17 protein-coding genes and 1 pseudogene are annotated in these 16,493 nt (G+C 73.9%); 10 read left to right on the top strand and 8 right to left on the bottom strand.

Annotated features, from left to right (window positions below):
• Nucleotides 1-52 precede the first annotated feature (52 nt).
• Nucleotides 53-919: a universal stress protein gene (locus tag AB0N17_RS19500; RefSeq protein ID WP_366012608.1), complete on the top strand. Its 867-nt coding sequence runs from the start codon at nucleotides 53-55 to the stop codon at nucleotides 917-919.
• A 1-nt stretch (nucleotide 920) separates the two neighbouring features.
• On the opposite strand, the gene AB0N17_RS19505 is transcribed toward AB0N17_RS19500, so the two are convergent.
• The 3 genes from AB0N17_RS19505 to AB0N17_RS19515 all read right to left on the bottom strand — a co-directional run bounded on the left by AB0N17_RS19505 (nucleotide 921) and on the right by AB0N17_RS19515 (nucleotide 3,648).
• Nucleotides 921-2,156 carry a DUF4032 domain-containing protein gene (locus AB0N17_RS19505; protein WP_366012609.1) on the bottom strand — a complete coding sequence of 412 codons (1,236 nt, stop codon included), beginning with the start codon at nucleotides 2,154-2,156 and terminating at the stop codon, nucleotides 921-923.
• 31 nt (nucleotides 2,157-2,187) lie between these two features.
• Nucleotides 2,188-2,934: an MBL fold metallo-hydrolase gene (locus tag AB0N17_RS19510; protein WP_366012610.1), complete on the bottom strand. Its 747-nt coding sequence runs from the start codon at nucleotides 2,932-2,934 to the stop codon at nucleotides 2,188-2,190.
• Between the two features lie 87 nt (nucleotides 2,935-3,021).
• Nucleotides 3,022-3,648 carry an alpha-ketoglutarate-dependent dioxygenase AlkB gene (locus AB0N17_RS19515; protein ID WP_366012611.1) on the bottom strand — a complete coding sequence of 209 codons (627 nt, stop codon included), beginning with the start codon at nucleotides 3,646-3,648 and terminating at the stop codon, nucleotides 3,022-3,024.
• Between the two features lie 156 nt (nucleotides 3,649-3,804).
• On the opposite strand from AB0N17_RS19515, the gene AB0N17_RS19520 reads away from it, so the two are divergent.
• Both AB0N17_RS19520 and AB0N17_RS19525 read left to right on the top strand, forming a co-directional pair.
• Nucleotides 3,805-4,431 carry a helix-turn-helix domain-containing protein gene (locus AB0N17_RS19520; RefSeq protein WP_366012612.1) on the top strand — a complete coding sequence of 209 codons (627 nt, stop codon included), beginning with the start codon at nucleotides 3,805-3,807 and terminating at the stop codon, nucleotides 4,429-4,431.
• A gap of 17 nt (nucleotides 4,432-4,448) precedes the next feature.
• Nucleotides 4,449-6,122 carry an FAD-binding dehydrogenase gene (locus AB0N17_RS19525; RefSeq protein WP_366012613.1) on the top strand — a complete coding sequence of 558 codons (1,674 nt, stop codon included), beginning with the start codon at nucleotides 4,449-4,451 and terminating at the stop codon, nucleotides 6,120-6,122.
• Nucleotides 6,123-6,124: 2 nt separating this feature from the next.
• Here the strand turns inward: AB0N17_RS19525 and AB0N17_RS19530 are convergent, their stop codons facing one another.
• Nucleotides 6,125-6,472, bottom strand: coding sequence for a DUF488 family protein (locus AB0N17_RS19530; protein WP_366012614.1), 348 nt, complete (start codon nucleotides 6,470-6,472; stop codon nucleotides 6,125-6,127).
• Nucleotides 6,473-6,628: 156 nt separating this feature from the next.
• On the opposite strand from AB0N17_RS19530, the gene AB0N17_RS19535 reads away from it, so the two are divergent.
• From AB0N17_RS19535 to AB0N17_RS19555, 5 genes and pseudogenes are all read left to right on the top strand, one after another.
• Nucleotides 6,629-8,056 carry a M1 family metallopeptidase gene (locus AB0N17_RS19535; protein ID WP_366012615.1) on the top strand — a complete coding sequence of 476 codons (1,428 nt, stop codon included), beginning with the start codon at nucleotides 6,629-6,631 and terminating at the stop codon, nucleotides 8,054-8,056.
• A 42-nt stretch (nucleotides 8,057-8,098) separates the two neighbouring features.
• Nucleotides 8,099-8,833 (top strand): L,D-transpeptidase family protein, encoded by a 735-nt coding sequence (locus tag AB0N17_RS19540; RefSeq protein WP_366012616.1) that lies wholly within the window; start codon nucleotides 8,099-8,101, stop codon nucleotides 8,831-8,833.
• A 20-nt stretch (nucleotides 8,834-8,853) separates the two neighbouring features.
• The gene (locus tag AB0N17_RS19545) at nucleotides 8,854-9,561 is read left to right on the top strand and encodes a response regulator transcription factor (RefSeq protein WP_366012618.1); all 708 of its coding nucleotides are present in this window, start codon (nucleotides 8,854-8,856) and stop codon (nucleotides 9,559-9,561) included.
• Nucleotides 9,558-11,390 carry a HAMP domain-containing sensor histidine kinase gene (locus AB0N17_RS19550; RefSeq protein ID WP_366012619.1) on the top strand — a complete coding sequence of 611 codons (1,833 nt, stop codon included), beginning with the start codon at nucleotides 9,558-9,560 and terminating at the stop codon, nucleotides 11,388-11,390. Before AB0N17_RS19545 ends, AB0N17_RS19550 begins: the two co-directional genes overlap by 4 nt.
• Nucleotides 11,391-11,411: 21 nt before the next feature.
• Nucleotides 11,412-11,609 (top strand): annotated as a pseudogene (locus AB0N17_RS19555) (DUF6098 family protein); the annotation flags it as partial.
• A gap of 83 nt (nucleotides 11,610-11,692) precedes the next feature.
• Here AB0N17_RS19555 and AB0N17_RS19560 read toward each other — a convergent pair.
• Complete coding sequence (locus AB0N17_RS19560; RefSeq protein WP_366012620.1) at nucleotides 11,693-11,944, bottom strand: WhiB family transcriptional regulator; 252 nt, start codon at nucleotides 11,942-11,944, stop codon at nucleotides 11,693-11,695.
• Between the two features lie 330 nt (nucleotides 11,945-12,274).
• Nucleotides 12,275-13,162, bottom strand: coding sequence for a LysR family transcriptional regulator ArgP (locus AB0N17_RS19565; protein ID WP_366012621.1), 888 nt, complete (start codon nucleotides 13,160-13,162; stop codon nucleotides 12,275-12,277).
• A 65-nt stretch (nucleotides 13,163-13,227) separates the two neighbouring features.
• Here AB0N17_RS19565 and AB0N17_RS19570 point away from each other — a divergent pair, with 65 nt between their 5' ends.
• Entirely contained in the window at nucleotides 13,228-13,845 is a 618-nt protein-coding gene (locus AB0N17_RS19570) for a LysE/ArgO family amino acid transporter (RefSeq protein ID WP_366012622.1), read from the top strand.
• 94 nt (nucleotides 13,846-13,939) lie between these two features.
• Nucleotides 13,940-15,241 carry an MFS transporter gene (locus tag AB0N17_RS19575; protein ID WP_366012623.1) on the top strand — a complete coding sequence of 434 codons (1,302 nt, stop codon included), beginning with the start codon at nucleotides 13,940-13,942 and terminating at the stop codon, nucleotides 15,239-15,241.
• Between the two features lie 4 nt (nucleotides 15,242-15,245).
• On the opposite strand, the gene AB0N17_RS19580 is transcribed toward AB0N17_RS19575, so the two are convergent.
• Together AB0N17_RS19580 and AB0N17_RS19585 are read right to left on the bottom strand one after the other, a co-directional pair.
• Nucleotides 15,246-15,701, bottom strand: a complete 456-nt coding sequence (locus AB0N17_RS19580) for a cyclic nucleotide-binding domain-containing protein (RefSeq protein ID WP_366012624.1) — start codon at nucleotides 15,699-15,701, stop codon at nucleotides 15,246-15,248.
• 279 nt (nucleotides 15,702-15,980) lie between these two features.
• Nucleotides 15,981-16,223 carry a hypothetical protein gene (locus AB0N17_RS19585; protein WP_366012625.1) on the bottom strand — a complete coding sequence of 81 codons (243 nt, stop codon included), beginning with the start codon at nucleotides 16,221-16,223 and terminating at the stop codon, nucleotides 15,981-15,983.
• Between the last annotated feature and the right edge of the window lie 270 nt (nucleotides 16,224-16,493).

Here is a 16,493-nt window from a genome sequence, read left to right on the forward strand (position 1 = left end):
CCGATAGTGGGCATCAGCACCACGAGTGAACGACGACTGAGGAGGCCCACGCATGACGCGCCCGATCACGGCAGGAGTGGACGGTACGGAGGAGAGCCTGGCCGCGCTGGACTGGGCGGCGCGGGAGGCCGTGCGCCGGGGGCTGCCCCTGTGTGTCGTGCACGCCTGGCGCTACGCCGAGTCGCCGGCCACGGCCGACCGGGACACCCAGTACGGGTGGGTGTCCGAGGGCGTGGCGGAGGCCGTGCGCAAGGTCTCGGCGCTCCATCCGGAGCTGGAGGTGAGCGTGGACGTCGCCGAGGGCCAGGCCGCGCAGGCGCTGGCCGGTGCGGCGGCGCGGGCCGAGATGCTGGTGCTCGGCTCGCGCGGCCACGGGCGCGTCATGGGCTTCCTGCTGGGCTCGGTCGGCCAGCAGGTGATCGCCGAGACGACCCGGCCCGTGGTCCTGGTGCGCGCCGAGGACCGGCCGGCGGCCGAGGCGGCCGGGCGGGACGTGGTCGTGGGCCAGCACGGCGAACCGGAGGACAGCGCGGAGGCGCTGCGGTTCGCGTTCGAGACGGCGGCGGCCCGCGGCGCGACCGTCCGGGCGGTGCGCGCCTGGACCCTGCCGCCGGTCTTCGCCTACAGCCCGGGTTCGCTGAAGCTGCTGGACGACGCGGGCGGCCTGGAGCCGTACGAGCGGCAGGCGCTGGCCGAGGCCCTGCGGCCGTGGCGGGAGCGGTTCCCGGACGTGTCCGTGGCCGAGCACGTCGAGATGGGCAGCGCGGCGCAGGTGCTGCTCTCGGTGGCGGGGCACGCCCAGCTGATGGTCGTCGGACGCCGGGCGCACCGTACGGCGGTCGGCGCCCGGATCGGCTCGGTCGCGCACGGGGTGCTGCACCACGCCGAGTGCCCGGTGGCCGTGGTCCCGCACGAGTGAGTCAGTCGGGGGTGGTGGGCTCCAGGGTGGCCCGGGCCTTCGGCAGGACGTTGTCGATGTAGTCCGTGACGGCGGTGCCGAGGCCTATGTCGTGCTGTGCGCGCTCGGACAGGTACCAGCGGTGTTCGAGGAGTTCGTGGTAGATCTCGGCCGGGTCCATGGTGCCGCGCAGCCGGAGGGGGACGGCGCGCACGGTGGGCCGGAAGACGTCCCGCACCCAGCGGTGGGCCAGCACCTCGGGCCGGGCGGCCAGGGGGTCGCCCGGGGCGTAGTCGTCCTGGGTGGCCATCCAGCTCTCCAGGTCGTTCAGCAGCCGCCGCGCCTGGTTCTCCTCGGCGTCCAGCCCGGTCAGCCGCAGCAGCTGGCGCTGGTGGTGCCCGGCGTCGACGACCTTGGGCACGAAGGTGACCGTGTCGCCGCCCGAGGAGTGCTCGATCTGCATCTCGGCGACGTCGAAGCCCAGCTCGTTCAGGCGGCGGATCCGGCGTTCGATGTAGTGGTACTTGCCCGCCGGATACACCGAGGTGCGGGTCAGCTCCTGCCACAGCCCCTCGTAGCGGGTGCAGATCTCGTGCCCGAACTCCACGGGATCGACGGAGGGGTGCAGCGCGCCGGACGCCTCCAGGTCCAGCAGCTCCCCGCCGATGTTCACCCGGGCCAGCTCGAGGTCGTACTCCCGCTGCCCCGGGCTCAGCCGGGGATGCAGGTCGCCGGTCTCGGCGTCCACCAGATAGGCGGCGTAGGCACCCGCGTCCCGCCGGAACAGGGTGTTGGACAGCGAGCAGTCGCCCCAGGCGAACCCGGCCAGGTGCAGCCGGACCAGCAGCACGGCGAGGGCGTCCATGAGCCGGTGCATGGTCGCCGGGCGCATGGTCGTCTCGAACATCGACCGGTACGGCATCGAGCCGCGCAGGTGCCGGGTGACCAGCACCGGCTCCAGCGGCGCGCCGGAGGGATCGGTGCGGCCGGTGATCACCGCGAGCGGGTCGACGGCGGGGATGCCGAGCCGGTCCAGGTCGCGCAGCAGCCCGTACTCGCGCAGCGCGGGCCGTTCGGCCAGCTCCTTGACGGCGATCACCTCGTCGCCGGCGTGCGCGTACCGCACGACATGGCGGGAGATGCCGCGGGGGAGGGGCACGAGGTACTCCTCGGGCCACTCCTCCAGGGGCACGTCCCAGGGCAGGGCGAGCAGGAGCGCGGGGTGCTCCGGGTTCGTGGCGCTGATCTGCAAGGCCATGGCACGAACCCTAAGGCCCCGCGCGCGTGTTCTAGGAGGCCCGGTCCCGTGCCTGCTCGGCCGCCGCCCGCACCGAACCCCGGTGGAGCGGCCCGTGCCCGGGCAGCAGGGTGTCGCCGTCGAGCGCGCCGATCACGTCCAGGGAGGCCACGACCCGGGCGCGCTCGTGGTGGAAGAAGTCGAGGAGGATCTGCGGGCCCTTGATCCGTGAGGTCGCGTGCCCGCTGACCAGGGCGTCGCCCGAGATCACGACGCCCGCCCCGGGCAGGTGGTAGACGCAGTGGCCGTCCGTGTGGCCGGGCGTGTGCACCGGAACCGGGCGGCCCGGCAGGTCGAGCGGGCCCTCGCCGGGGAAGGGCTCGGGCGCGACGACCGGGTTGTGCTGCGTGCCGCCCACCTGGATGACGTGCCGCGCCCACGACACGACTCCGGGCCGCCAGGCGTTGCGCACCACGTCACCGATCGTGGCCTGCTGGAGGAAGTCCCGTCGCGCGTGGGGGACTTCGGCCGGGTGCAGATGGACCGGGATGCCGTGGGCCGAGCGCAGGTACTCGGCCGAGCCCAGGTGGTCGTTGTGCGCGTGCGTGATCAGTACGGCGGCCACCGCGTCCGGGGAACTGCCCACCGCCGCGAGGGATTCGAGAAGTCCCTGCCGGTCGCCGGGGTACCCGGTGTCGATCAGCGTGACGGCGTCACCGTCCTTGAGGATGACCCAGTTGGTGTGGTGACCGTGCACCAGGTAGGTGTCGTCGGCGACTTGGGTTACGTCTGCGGTCATGATCTCTCCGGGCCCCTGAGCGGCTGATCGTCGCGGGACAGCCAACCAGATCCGGCACCGTCGTGCGCAGGGGGGAGCCCGCGGCCGTCAGTGCACACCGTGCGGCCGGAACTGGATGCTGATGCGGGGCCCGGCCGCCCGGCCGGTCTTCGGTACGCAGTGCTCCCAGGTGCGCTGGCACGAGCCGCCCATCACGATGAGGTCTCCGTGTCCCAGCGGGCGCCGCAGCGCCGTGCCCCCGCCCGCCGGGCGCAGCAGCAGGTCCCGGGGCGCGCCGACGGAGAGGATCGCGACCATGGTGTCCTCGCGGGCCCCCCGCCCGATCCGGTCCCCGTGCCAGGCCACGCTGTCCCGGCCGTCGCGGTAGAAGCACAGCCCGGCGGTGGTGAACGGCTCGCCCAGCTCGCCCGCGTAGTGCCGGGAGAGGGCGTCACGGGCCTCGTCCAGTACCGGGTCGGGCAGCGGGTCGTGCGCGCTGTAGAAGGCCAGCAGGCGCGGTACGGCCACCACGTTGTCGTACATCTTCCTCCGCTCCGCCCGCCACGGGACGTCCGCCGCGAGCTTTTCGAACAGGGCGTCGGCCCCGCTCAGCCAGCCGGGCAGGACGTCGATCCAGGCGCCGGCGCCCAGCACGGTCCGGCGCAGGCCGTCCAGCGGGCCGAGCCGCAGCTCGTCGGTCTGGTCGAACAGGGAGCCCTGGAGGTGAGTGGACATGGGCCCAGCGTACTCCTGAATCGAAAATACGTTCCTATTGATCGATGTGGTCCACGGGTGCGGCCGGGTGTGCGCATCGGGTGTGCGCACCCTCTTTCGATACACCGGTGTATCGGATACATTCGCGTATCGAATTTCCGAAGGAGCGCACCACCGATGGAAGACACGCCGAAACGCGTCACCCGGCGCCGGGTCCGCACCCGCGCCAGGCTGCTCGACGCCGCGTTCCAGGTGTTCGCCGCCAAGGGCTTCGGGCGGGTCTCCATCGAGGAGGTCTGCGACGCCGCCGGGTTCAGCCGGGGCGCCTTCTACTCCAACTTCGCCGCCCTGGACGAGCTGTTCTTCGCCCTGTACCAGGAGCGCGCCGACCTCATCGCCGCCCAGGTGGCTGACGCCTTCGCCCAGGAGGGCCCCGACCTCGACGTCCGCGCCTCCGTGGACCGGGTCACCGAGGTGCTGCTGCTCGACGTGGACTGGCTGCTGGTCAAGACGGACTTCCTGGTGCACGCCGCCCGCGACGCCGCCGTCGCCCACGCGCTCCTCGACCACCGCGCCCGGCTCCGCGCGGCCATCGCCGACCGGCTCTCCCGGGCCCGCGGCGACACCGCTCTCCCCGCCGTCCTCGGCGACGCCGACGGCGCCGCGCACGCCGTGGTCGCCGCGTACGACGGGGTCACCACCCAACTGCTGCTGGACAAGGACGTCGAAGCCGCCCGGGTCTGGCTGAAACAGCTGCTCACCGCGCTGCTCACGGACGGCAGCGGCTCTTCATCGAGGATCTGAGGAAGGACACGGACGCCATGGACGCGGACGTCATCGTCGTCGGAGCCGGTCTCGCCGGCCTGGTCGCGGCGCACGAACTCACCAGCCGGGGCCGCAGGGTGGCCCTGGTCGACCAGGAGAACGCCGCCAACCTCGGCGGCCAGGCGTTCTGGTCCTTCGGCGGACTCTTCCTCGTCGACTCGCCCGAGCAGCGCCGGCTCGGCATCAAGGACTCCTTCGACCTGGCCTGGAACGACTGGCGGGGCAGCGCGCAGTTCGACCGGCTGGACGACGAGGACTCCTGGGCGGTGCGCTGGGCGCGCGCCTACGTCGGGTTCGCGGCCGGCGAGAAGCGCTCCTGGCTGCAGGGACACGGCATCGAGCTGCTGCCGACCGTCGGCTGGGCCGAGCGCGGCGACCTGAGGGCGGACGGGCACGGCAACTCCGTGCCGCGCTTCCACGTCGCCTGGGGCACCGGCACCGGCGTGGTCGAGCCCTTCGTACGGTACGCCCGCCAGGCCGCCCGGGACGGGCTGCTCACCTTCCACCACCGCCACCGGGTGGACGAGCTGGTCATCGAGGACGGCACGGCGCGCGGGGTGCGCGGCACGGTCCTCGCCGACGACCCCTCGCCGCGCGGTGTCGCCTCCAACCGCGACCGCACCGGCGACTTCGCACTCACCGCCCAGGCCGTGGTCGTCACCACCGGCGGCATCGGCGCCGACCACGACATCGTGCGCCGCTACTGGCCCGAGCGGCTCGGCACGCCCCCCGCCGAGATGGTCACCGGCGTCCCCGCCTACGTCGACGGCCGGATGCTCGACATCAGCGCCGGGGCGGGAGTGCGCCTGGTCAACCGGGACCGGATGTGGCACTACACCGAGGGCCTGCAGAACTGGGACCCCATCTGGCCCGGCCACGGCATCCGCGTCCTGCCCGGCCCGTCCTCCATCTGGCTGGACGCCCTCGGCCGCCGGCTGCCCGACCCCTGCCTGCCCGGCTACGACACCCTCAGCACGCTCAAGTACCTGCGCACCACCGAGGACATCGCCGGCTACGACCACTCGTGGTTCATCCTCACCCGGAAGATCGTCGAGAAGGAGTTCGCCCTCTCCGGCTCCGAGCAGAACCCGGACATCACCGCCAAGGACCGCAGGGCCGTGCTGCGCGACCGGGTGCTCGGCAAGGGCGCGCCCGCGCCGGTGCAGGCCTTCCTCGACAAGGGCGCGGACTTCGTGACCGCCGGCAGCCTGGAGCAGCTGGTCGGGAAGATGAACGGCCTGACCGACAAGCCGCTGCTGGACGCGGCCGAGGTGCGCCGCCAGATCGAGGCCCGCGACCTGCAGATGGCCAACCCCTACAGCAAGGACTCCCAGGTCCAGGGCATCCGCAACGCCCGCCGCTACATCGGGGACCGGCTCGGCCGGGTCGCCGGCCCGCACCGCATCCTCGACCCTGCGGCGGGCCCGCTCATCGGCGTCCGGCTGCACGTGCTGACCCGCAAGACCCTCGGCGGCATCCAGACCGACCTCGACTCGCGGGCCCTCGCCGCCGACGGCACGCCGATCGAGGGGCTGTACGCGGCGGGCGAGGTGGCCGGCTTCGGCGGCGGCGGCGTGCACGGCTACAACGCGCTGGAGGGCACCTTCCTCGGCGGCTGCCTCTTCTCGGGGCGCGCCGCCGGCCGGCACGCGGCCCGGCAGACCGGCTGACCTCAGCCCTTGATCAGCTCCGCCAGCACGGTGGCGTGGCTCTGTACCGGTGCCTTCGACGCCGTCAGCAGGGTCACGCTCCCTTCGCGGGCGGCCGTGCGCAGGCCGTCGAGGAGCTCGGCGGCCCCGGGGGCGTCGAGCTCCGCCTCGTAGCGGCTGCGGAACTCCTCGTACGAGCCCCCGGCGTGGTACCACGTGCGCAGCTCGTTCGACGGGGTCAGCCCCTTGGGCCACTCGTCCACGTGCGCCGCGTCCTTCGCGAGTCCCCGCGGCCACAGCCGGTCGACCAGCACCCGCAGACCGTCGTCGGGCTCGGGCGGTTCGTAGATCCGGCGTACGCGCACGCTCACGGTCGGGCCTTTCGGGTCGCGGACTCTCCCGCGAGCCTACTGCGGCGGGCGCCGGCCGCCCGGGCGCGACACTTGACCTGAAGGAGGGGTGAGCCCGGCCCGTACCGCGCCTAGTCTGTCGGCCAGCCGATCATCAGCCACCCCCGAGGAGCGCATGTGACGCCACCCCGCAGACAGCCCGTACGCCGCCGAACCGCCGTCCTCCCCCGCGAGGCGGTCCTCGCCGCCGTCCCCGTCGCCCTGGCCGCCCTCATCGGCGCCGCCGGCCCCGCGGCGGCGGGCACCACCGGCACCGCCGGCGCCGGCGACCCCTACTTCCCGCTCAGCGGCAACGGCGGCTACCACGTCCGCCACTACGGCCTGACGCTGCGTTACGACACCGCGTCCCGGCGTCTCGACGGCACGGCCGTCCTCACGGCCCGCGCCACGCAGCGCCTCACCCGCTTCGACCTCGACCTCTCCGGACTGAAGGTCACCGGCGTCACCGTCGACCGCGCCGCGGCGGCCTTCCGGCGCGACGGCCAGGAACTCGTCGTCACCCCGCGCCGCGCCCTGCGGGCGGGCCGGCAGTTCCGCGTCACCGTCGCCTACCACGGCACCCCGAAGCCGGTCACCGACCCCGACGGCTCCCCGGACGGCTGGATCCCCACCGACGACGGCGCGTTCGTCGCGGGCGAGCCGCAGGGCGCCATGACCTGGTTCCCGGCGAACAGCCACCCCAAGGACAAGTCGTCCTACGACTTCACGATCACCGTCCCCGAGGGACGCACCGCCGTCGCAGGCGGCGTGCTGCTCGGACAGCACACAGCCCACGGCCGTACCACCTTCCGGTGGCGCGAGACCCGGCCGATGGCCGCCTACCTGGCCACCGCCACCGTCGGGAAGTTCAGGGTCGAGCGCTATACCACCCCTGACGGCGTCCAGGTGTACAACGCCGTCGACCCCCGGGAGGCGAGCGCCGCCGCGCCCGTGCTGAAGAAGCTGCCCTCCGTGCTCGCCTGGGAGAGCAAGCTGTTCGGGCCGTACCCGTTCCCGGCGGCCGGCGCCGTCGTCGACCACGCCCCCGGCGTCGGCTACGCGCTGGAGACCCAGACCCGGCCGCTGTACGACTCCGCTCCCGGCCTCGGCACCCTCGTCCACGAGAGCGCCCACCAGTGGTTCGGCGACTCCGTCTCGCTCACCGCCTGGAAGGACATCTGGCTCAACGAGGGCTTCGCCACCTACGCCGAGTGGCTCTACGCCGAGCAGCACGGCGGGGACAGCGCCCAGAAGTCCTTCGACGCCCTCTACGCCCGCCCCGCCGGCGATCCCCTGTGGGCCTACCCGCCCGGCGACCCGGGCAGCGGCGCGAACATCTTCGGCACCCCCGTCTACGCCCGCGGTGCCATGGCCCTGCACGAGCTGCGGCGGGCCGTCGGCGACCGGGACTTCTTCCGGATCCTGCGCGCCTGGGCGACCGGGCACCGGGGCGGCCACGGCACCACGGCCCAGTTCGTGCGGCTCGCCGAGCAGACGTCGGGGAAGCGGCTGCAACCGCTGCTCCACACCTGGCTGTACGGGAAAGGCAAGCCGAACCGCCCCTGAACCCTCACCACTTCCAAACAACTGTCCGCCAGTCTCGACTTCATGATCCATCGCAGAACCGCCGTCGCACTCCTCGCCTCCCCGCTGCTGCTCACCGGCTGCGGCGGCGGAGCCGAGGCGACCGAGCGGCGGACTCCCCCCACCCCTGCGGCGCCCACCCCCAGCGGCCGGATCGAGGCCCAGCAGGCGCCCCAGGGCATACCCGGCCTCGGGGCCGCGCGGTCGGCGGCGATACCCGAGCGGTGCGAGCAGGCCGTCGTCGTCACCGGACGCGGGAAGGACTCCAACCGGTCCACGGTCGTCCTGCACCGGCGCACCGCCACCGGCTGGCAGTCCGGCGCCGCCTGGCCCGCCCACAACGCGCTGCGCGGCTGGAGCCCCCACCACATGGGGGGCGACCTGCGCTCCCCGCTCGGCGTCTACACCCTCTCCGACGCCGGGGGCCTGCTCCCCGACCCCGGCAGCAAGCTCCCGTACCACCGGTCCCGCGGCTTCCACTTGCCCGGCACCGGCTTCGAGGGCGAACCCCTCGACGGGGCCTTCGACTACGTCATCGCCATCGACTACAACCGCAGGCCCGGCACCTCACCCCTGGACTGGACCCGTCCCCTCGGCCCGAGCCGGGGCGGGGGAGTGTGGCTGCACGTCGACCACGGCGGGCCCACGCACGGCTGCGTCAGCGTGGCCAGGGCCCACATGAAGGACCTGCTGCGCACCCTCGACCCGGCCCGGCACCCGGTCGTCGTCATGGGGTACGCCGACTGGCTCGCCCGCTGAGCCGCCTAAGATCCGAACTCGTGTGCGCACATGTGCTGGTCGCGGAGGACGACGAGAAGCAGGCCGAACTGATCCGCCGCACCCTGCTGGCGGAGGGACACACCGCCACCGTCGTGCACGACGGGGCGGCGGCGCTCGACGCCGCGCGCCGGCTCGGACCCGACCTCGTCGTCCTGGACCTGATGCTCCCGGTCATCGACGGTTTCGGCGTGTGCCGGGCGCTGCGCGCCGATGCGCGGGACCCGGAGATCCCCGTGGTCGTGCTCACCGCCCGCTCCGCCGAGGACGACGTCCTGCTCGGCCTGGAACTCGGCGCCGACGACTACATGACCAAGCCGTACAGTCCGCGCGAGCTGATGGCCCGCATCCGCACGGTCCTCCGGCGCAGCGGCCAGGGCGCCGGCGCCCGGGACGACGACCCGGCCGTACGGGCCGCCGGGATCAGCGTCGACCCCGTACGGCACGAGGTGCGCTGCGACGGCGTACCCGTGGAGTGCACACCGGCCGAGTTCCAGATCCTGCTGGCGATGGCCGGGGAGCCGGACCGGGTGTTCACCCGGCGCCAGCTGCTGCAGTGCACCCGCGGACTCGACCGGGCCTCCACCGAACGGGCCGTCGACGTGCACATCATGAACCTGCGCCGCAAGATCGAGGCCGACCCGAGACGGCCCGGACGGCTGCTGACCGTGTTCGGCGTCGGCTACAAGCTGAGCGGTGCCCGGCCGTGAAGCGCCGGATACCGCTGCGCAAACGGCTCCTCGTCCGGCTGCTGTTCGTCTCCGCCCTGATCGCCGTCTGCTCGGTGGCGGCCACCGCCTGGCTCGCGGTGACCACCACCACCAGCGCCCTGAAGGAGGAGCAGGGCCAGGACCTCGCCGCCGACAACAGCATCCTGGCCCGGCTCAGCGGCTACGCGGCCACCCACTCCGACTGGTCGGGCGTCCGCGCCACCGTCCGGGAGCTGGCCGCCCGGACCGGCCGCAGGATCGCCGTCACCACCGCCGACCGTACCTTCGTCGCCGACTCCGCGCCCCGTGGCACCCCGCTGCCGCCCCGGCCCGCCGCCGCCGTCGACCCGCTGCGCACCGACACCTACAGCGAGAGCGGCGCCCAGCTCAGCGGCATCGACCCGCGCGTGGTGGGCCCCTACCGGCTCCCGGCGAAGGAACGCGCCGCGCTCGACGCGCTCGCCGCCAAGCGCAAGCAGTGCTACGCGCGCTACGGCCTCCGGTCCACGGTCGTACGGACGGAGAGCGGGCGGCCCGTGGTCACCACCCCGGACGGCTCCGATCCCGCGGCGTACGGCGCCGACGCGTGCGAGGACGGCCTTCTCAACACCCCCACGCCGACCGAGCGTACGGCCCTGGCCGCCCTCACCGACCTCGCCCGGCCGTGTCTGCGGCAGGCCGGAGTGGACGTCGGCGGGCCGCTGTTCCTCACCTTCGACCCCAGCGGCAAGGACCCCTTCGACGGGCGCTACCTCCTCGCCAAGTACGCCAAGCAGGGCGGCGGCGCCGAACGCGCGGCCCGTACGTGCCTCCTGGCCGCCCGCCGCACCCAACTGCAGCCGTACGTCGCCCCGGTCGCCGACCTGTTCCTCGGCATCGGCGACCAGAACCCCTCCCGCTTCGACATGTCCCCGGCCAACAAGGCCAAGGTGGTCGGCGCGGCCGGCCTGGTCCTCGCGGTCACCGTCGCCGTGACCGCCGTCGTCGCGATGAGGCTGGTACGGCCCCTGCGGGCGCTGACCGAGGCCGCGCAGCAACCGCCCGAGCTGCATGTGCGGGTGCCCGTGACCACCCGGGACGAGACCGGCATCCTCGCCGAGGCCTTCAACGACCTGACCGAACGCCGGAAACGGCTGGAGGCCCAGCGCAAGGCGATGGTCAGCGACATCGCGCACGAGCTGCGCAGCCCGCTCACCAACATCCGCGGCTGGCTGGAAGTCGTCCGGGACGGCGTCGTCGCCCCCGACCCGGCCCTGCTCGCCTCGCTGCACGACGAGGCGCTGGTGCTCCAGCGCATCATCGACGACCTGCAGGACCTCGCCGCTGCCGACGCCGGGACCCTGCGCCTGCACCGCGAGCCGCTGCGCGCCGGCGACCTGCTCGACCAGGTGGCCGCCGCGCACCGCGTCGCCGCCGACGCGGCCGGGGTCGCGCTGCGCACCGAGGCCGACCCCGCCGTCTGGCTGGACGCCGACCCGGTGCGGATGCGGCAGGCACTCGGAAACCTGGTCTCCAACGCGCTGCGGCACACTCCCGCCGACGGCACGGTCACCCTGGAGGCCCGCGGGGACGGGGGCGACGTCGTCCTCACCGTCACCGACACGGGCGCGGGCCTCGCCGCCGAGGACCTGCCGCACGTGTTCGAGCGGTTCTGGCGCGCGGAGAAGTCCCGCAGCCGCCGCACCGGCGGCAGCGGCCTCGGCCTGCCCATCGTGCGCCACCTGCTCGCCGCCCACGGCGGCAGCGCCGAGGCGGCGGCCGCGCCCGGCGCGGGCGCGGTCTTCACGCTGCGGCTCCCGGCGGCCGGCCGGCCCCCCGACGCCGGCTGAGCGGGGCGGCGGCCCGCCGACGTGGACGACTGCGCGCACCTGCCGCACGACAAGGGCCCCGGCGTCCGTCCCCGGATCCGCACGGGCCGGGAGACGGGCCGGGGCCCCGACGACGAACCGCTCGCGGCCGGCGCCGAACCGCTCGTGGCCGACGACGAACCGCCGGCGACCGGTGCCGAACCGCTGTGCCGGAGCGCCGACGACGTGATCGACGCCGCCGGGGCCGGGACGGCCCGGCGGGAGCGGCGGCGGGGAACCCCGCGCCGCGCTGGGGCCGTTGAGCCCCCGCCGCGCGATCGCGGTCAGCCGGAACGCGGACGGGAACGCAGGCGGCGCCGCAGCGCACGGCGCTCCAGCTCGGTCGTACCACCCCAGATGCCGATGCTCTGGCCCGTGTCCAGCGCCCAGTCCAGACACTGCTCCCGGACGGGGCAGCGACCGCACACCGCCTTGGCGTGCTGGGCCTGCACCTGCGCGGGTCCGGTGGTGCCGATGGGGAAGAACAGATCGGGGTCCTCGCTGCGGCACGCGGCATGGTCGCGCCAGTTGTCCATGGATGTCTCCCGGGTCGGATCGAGTCGTCCGTGTCTGTCGAATGCGTTCTCAGGTTTCGGGTGACCGATGGGGACGGCGTGAAACAGCGCAACCGCCCGGGGATCGGGCGGTCGGCGCGATCCGGTCACACTCGGCGCGGGCCCGCGGCGGAGCCGTACGCGCTCAACAGGCCGGGCACCGAGGCGAGATGGCCTCCGGGCCGCGGACGCCCGTGCCCGGCCGGGCACCGGCGGCGGAGCGTCCGGGCGTGAACCGGCCGCCCGCAGGCGCCGCCGCCGCGCGCCCACCGTACTGCGCCGGGGCCGTGCGGGAGCCTGCTCTGCGGGGGCTCAGGTGCGCAGCGCCCGCGCGGCCGTCGCCGTCACCGCGTCGGCGAGCGCCGCCAGCGCGGGGGAGTCCAGCTTCCACTGCTGCCAGTGCAGCATGACGTCCATCCACTGCCCCGGAGCGAGCAGCACCAGCCGGCCCTCCGCCAGCAGCGGACCGGCCTGGGCCTCCGGGAGCAGGCCCCAGCCGAGCCCCGCGGCGACCGCGTCGAGGAACCCCTCCGAGGTGGGCACGGAGTGCCGGAACGGACCGGCGGAGGCCCGGCCCAGCCGGCGGACGAAACCGTCCTGGAAGTCGTCCTTGCGATCGAAGACGACGACGGGCGCCTCGGTCAGGGCGTCGGCGAGCGGCCGTCCCGTCACCTGGGTGCGGGCGAACTCCGGTGCGGCCGCGGGGAGATAACGCATCCGGCCGAGCGGACGGACCGTGCATCCCGGCACCGGATCCGGCGAGGAGGTCACCGCCGCCATCACCAGGCCCTCGCGCAGCAGCGCCGCCGTGTGGTCCTCGTCCTCCCGGTGCAGCTCGAAGCAGAGCCCCGCGACACGGGTCAGCGCCGGCAGGAACCAGGTCGCCAGCGAGTCCGCGTTCACCGCCACCGACACGCGCGTCGGCTCCCCGGCGCCGCTCAGCCCCAGTTCGCCCCACGCGTCCCGCTCCAGCCGAGCCAGCTGCCGGGCGTACCGCACCAGCACCGCGCCCGACTCGGTGGGCCGCACCGGCTTGGTCCGCTGCAGCAGCACCCGGCCGGTGCGCTGCTCCAGCGCCTTGACGCGCTGACTGACCGCCGAGGGAGTCACGTGCAGGGCGGCCGCGGCGGCGTCGAAGGTGCCTTCGTCCACGACGGCGAGCAGCGTCCGCACCTGCTCCAGGGGAAGCTCCGACATCACGAGCGCTAAGGATACGTAAGAAACATTAGCTGTACTTGTGAGCGTCACCTTTTTAGGTTCGAGTCATGAACCACGCCCTGACCGCCGCGGTCGCCGGATTCGGCACCGGCCTCTCCCTGATCGTCGCCATCGGCGCCCAGAACGCCTTCGTCCTGCGGCAGGGGGTGCGCCGTGACGCCGTCCTCGCCGTCGTCGGCATCTGCGCCCTGTCCGACGCGGTGCTCATCGCGCTCGGGGTCGGCGGGGTCGGCGCGGTCGTGGTGGCCTGGCCGGGCGCGGTGCGGGCGGTCGGGATCGTCGGCGGTGCCTTCCTGCTCTGCTACGGCGCCCTCGCCGCCCGTCGGGTCCTGCGGCCCGGCACCGCCGGCCTGAGCGCCGAAGGGGAGGCCGCGGGCTCGCGCAGGCGGGCGGTGCTCACCTGCCTGGCGATGACCTGGCTCAACCCGCACGTCTACCTGGACACCGTGTTCCTGCTCGGCTCCCTCGCCGCCGACCGGGGCCCGCTGCGCTGGACCTTCGGGCTCGGCGCCGCCGTCGCCAGCCTGTGCTGGTTCGCCGCGCTCGGCTTCGGCGCCCGGCTGCTCGGCCGGCACCTGGCCCGGCCCGGTGCCTGGCGGGTCCTCGACGGCCTGGTCGCCGTCACCATGCTGGCGCTGGGCGCCTCGCTCCTGGCCGGATCCTGAGACCGCGGCTCGGCGTGCGCGGCGGATGCTGAGATAGTTAGGCTCTCGAATCGAAAAGATGTAACGAGCAACCTCTACCGGCAACAGGACACCCGTGGACACGAGCGAGAGCAGCACGACCCGACCCGAGGCCGCGGAGCCGGCGGAGTCGGCCCCGCCCCGGCGCGGCTGGCGCCGCTGGGCGATGGACACCCGCCCCCTGCGCATCCCCGCCTACCGGCGCCTGTGGTCGTCGACCATCGTCACCGCCGTCGGCAGCCAGCTCACCGCGGTCGCCGTGCCCAAGCAGATCTACGACATCACGCACTCCTCGGCCTGGGTCGGCTACGCCAGCCTGGCCGGCCTCGTGCCCATGGTGGCGTTCGCGCTGTGGGGCGGGGCGGTCGCCGACACCGTGGACCGCCGCAAGCTGCTGCTGGTCACCAACACCGGGATCGCGGTGACCTCGCTGCTGTTCTGGGCGCAGGCCGTCACCGGGCTCGACTCGGTCGTCGTCCTCATGCTGCTGCTCGCGCTCCAGCAGGCGTTCTTCGGTCTCAACGCCCCGGCCCGCAACGCCTCCATCGCCCGCCTCGTGCCCGCCGAGGAGCTGCCCGCCGCCAACGCGCTCGGCTCCACGGTCATGCAGACCGGACTGGTGGCGGGCCCCCTGCTGGCCGGCGCGCTCATCCCGGTCATCGGGCTGCCCGAGCTGTATCTCATCGACGCCGTGGCGCTGTGCGTGACCGTGTGGGCGGTCTTCCGGCTGCCCGCGCTGCCGCCGCTCGGGGACGGGCCCGCCCGCCGGGCCGGGATCCGGGAGATAGCCGCCGGCTTCGCCTACATGTCCCGGCACAAGGTGCTGCTGCTGTCCTTCCTCGCCGACATCGTCGCCATGGTGTTCGGCATGCCCCGCGCGCTCTTCCCGCAGCTGGCCGCGCAGACGTACTCCTCCTGGGGCGAGGGGCTCGCGCTCGGCGTGCTGTTCGCCGGCATCCCGGTCGGCGCGGTGCTCGGCGGCTTGTTCTCCGGGGTGTTCTCCCGGGCCCGCCGGCACGGCCGGCTGGTCATCGGGGCCGTCGTCGCCTGGGGCGTGGCCATCGCCGGGTTCGGACTGAGCGGCAACCTCTGGGTCGCCCTGGCCTTCCTCGCCGCGGCCGGTGTCGCCGACATGGTCTCGATGGTCTTCCGGGGCGCGATCCTGCTGTCGGCCGCGACCGACGAGATGCGCGGCCGGATGCAGGGCGTGTTCACGGTGGTGGTCGCGGGCGGGCCGCGCCTGGCCGACGTGCTGCACGGTACGGCCGGCTCGGCGTTCGGGCCGCGCGCGGCCGTGGCGGGCGGCGGCGCGCTGGTCGTCGTCGTGATGCTGGCCCTGGCCGCGGCCGTGCCGGCGCTGCGCCGCTACCGCGTCTGACGGCCTACAGCGGGGTGTGCCGGCGGAGCGTGTACTGGTCCATCAGCTTGCCGCGGGTGGTCTCCAGACGGTGGGCGAGGACCTCGGCCACCGTCCGCACCAGCGACAGCCCCAGCAGCGGATCCTCCACGCACAGCCCGAGCACCGACGGACCGTCGAACTCGTAGGCCCGTACGTTGCTGAAGGCCACCGCGCCGAAGTCCCACTGGTACGGCGGGAACAGCCAGGACCAGCCCAGCAGGTCGCCCGCGCCGAGCGTGGCCACGGTCACCCGCTGCCGCGAGGTGACCTGCTGGTCCAGGTGGACGGCCCCGGAGCGGATCACCCAGAACCGGTCGGCGGCGCCGCCCGCCTCGAAGATGCGGCTGTCCTCCGGGAAGGAGACCTCCTTGGCCAGCTCCATCAGCCGCTCGCGCTGGGCTTGCGGCAGGGCGGTGAGCAGTTTGATCGCTTTGGTCATGGTGCGGGGCTCCTCGCCGGCGGCGGTGCGGGGGCTTTCCCTAAGCCCATTTCAGCCCCTGCCACCGCGCCGAGCACCTCGAAGGACACGAGTTTTCGCCGTGTCTCACCTGATCCGACCTGCCTGCGGGCAGGAAAAAGCCCTGGCCGGACGGGGGAGGCCGGCCAGGGCCGTATGTGGTGATGCGGGCGGGAGGAAGGACGGTTCCATGGCCGCTCCGGCACCACGTATGTATGAACGATAAACCATCTGTCGCGCTTTCAGGTAATCAGAACCGGGTCACGTGACCTGTTTCACCCCGTCCGCCGCCGCCGGCCTCCCGCCCGGGCTGACGATCTCCTCCAGCACCCGAAGCACCGCCTCGTAGGCCAGCGCCCGGACCGCCGCCTCCCGCGCGCCGTCCGGATCCGTCGCCGTCAGGCTCTGGGCCCGCTCGCGCCAGGACCGCTCCGCCTCGGCCGCGTGCGCCCGGCCCCGCTGGATGCGCCGCAACAACTCGTCCGCGTCCACCACATCGGTCATACCGCACGGGTACCCGGCCGTCCCGCCGTGATGACAGCGACACCGACGGTGTTTGACCGCGCCGCCAGAGGTCAGCCGAACAGTGAGAGACCCCACCGTTCCGGGCACCGCTCAGGGGAGGAAGAGGATGCTCGACAAGCACCGGACCATTTCCCCCACGGCACCACGGCAACCGCGCCGGCTGCCGGGCCGGCCGGCCGACGCCCGCAGAACCGTGCGGCACGCGGTGAACGAGGGATGCCGGGCCCGCGCCCTGGCTTGCAATCCCGA

It is taken from the genome of Streptomyces sp. NPDC051133 (assembly GCF_040682635.1).
Taxonomy (GTDB): Bacteria; Actinomycetota; Actinomycetes; order Streptomycetales; family Streptomycetaceae; genus Streptomyces.

What these genes read in the sequence shown, in the direction of transcription:
- AB0N17_RS19515 (WP_366012611.1), bottom strand. Translation starts at nt 3,648, where the DNA reads ATGTCCACTCACCTCCAGGGCTCCCTGTTCGACCAGACCGACGAGCTG.
- AB0N17_RS19505 (WP_366012609.1), bottom strand. Translation starts at nt 2,156, where the DNA reads ATGGCCTTGCAGATCAGCGCCACGAACCCGGAGCACCCCGCGCTCCTG.
- AB0N17_RS19540 (WP_366012616.1), top strand. Translation starts at nt 8,099, where the DNA reads ATGATCCATCGCAGAACCGCCGTCGCACTCCTCGCCTCCCCGCTGCTG.
- AB0N17_RS19525 (WP_366012613.1), top strand. Translation starts at nt 4,449, where the DNA reads ATGGACGCGGACGTCATCGTCGTCGGAGCCGGTCTCGCCGGCCTGGTC.
- AB0N17_RS19570 (WP_366012622.1), top strand. Translation starts at nt 13,228, where the DNA reads ATGAACCACGCCCTGACCGCCGCGGTCGCCGGATTCGGCACCGGCCTC.
- AB0N17_RS19510 (WP_366012610.1), bottom strand. Translation starts at nt 2,934, where the DNA reads ATGACCGCAGACGTAACCCAAGTCGCCGACGACACCTACCTGGTGCAC.
- AB0N17_RS19500 (WP_366012608.1), top strand. Translation starts at nt 53, where the DNA reads ATGACGCGCCCGATCACGGCAGGAGTGGACGGTACGGAGGAGAGCCTG.
- AB0N17_RS19520 (WP_366012612.1), top strand. Translation starts at nt 3,805, where the DNA reads ATGGAAGACACGCCGAAACGCGTCACCCGGCGCCGGGTCCGCACCCGC.
- AB0N17_RS19580 (WP_366012624.1), bottom strand. Translation starts at nt 15,701, where the DNA reads ATGACCAAAGCGATCAAACTGCTCACCGCCCTGCCGCAAGCCCAGCGC.
- AB0N17_RS19585 (WP_366012625.1), bottom strand. Translation starts at nt 16,223, where the DNA reads ATGACCGATGTGGTGGACGCGGACGAGTTGTTGCGGCGCATCCAGCGG.
- AB0N17_RS19560 (WP_366012620.1), bottom strand. Translation starts at nt 11,944, where the DNA reads ATGGACAACTGGCGCGACCATGCCGCGTGCCGCAGCGAGGACCCCGAT.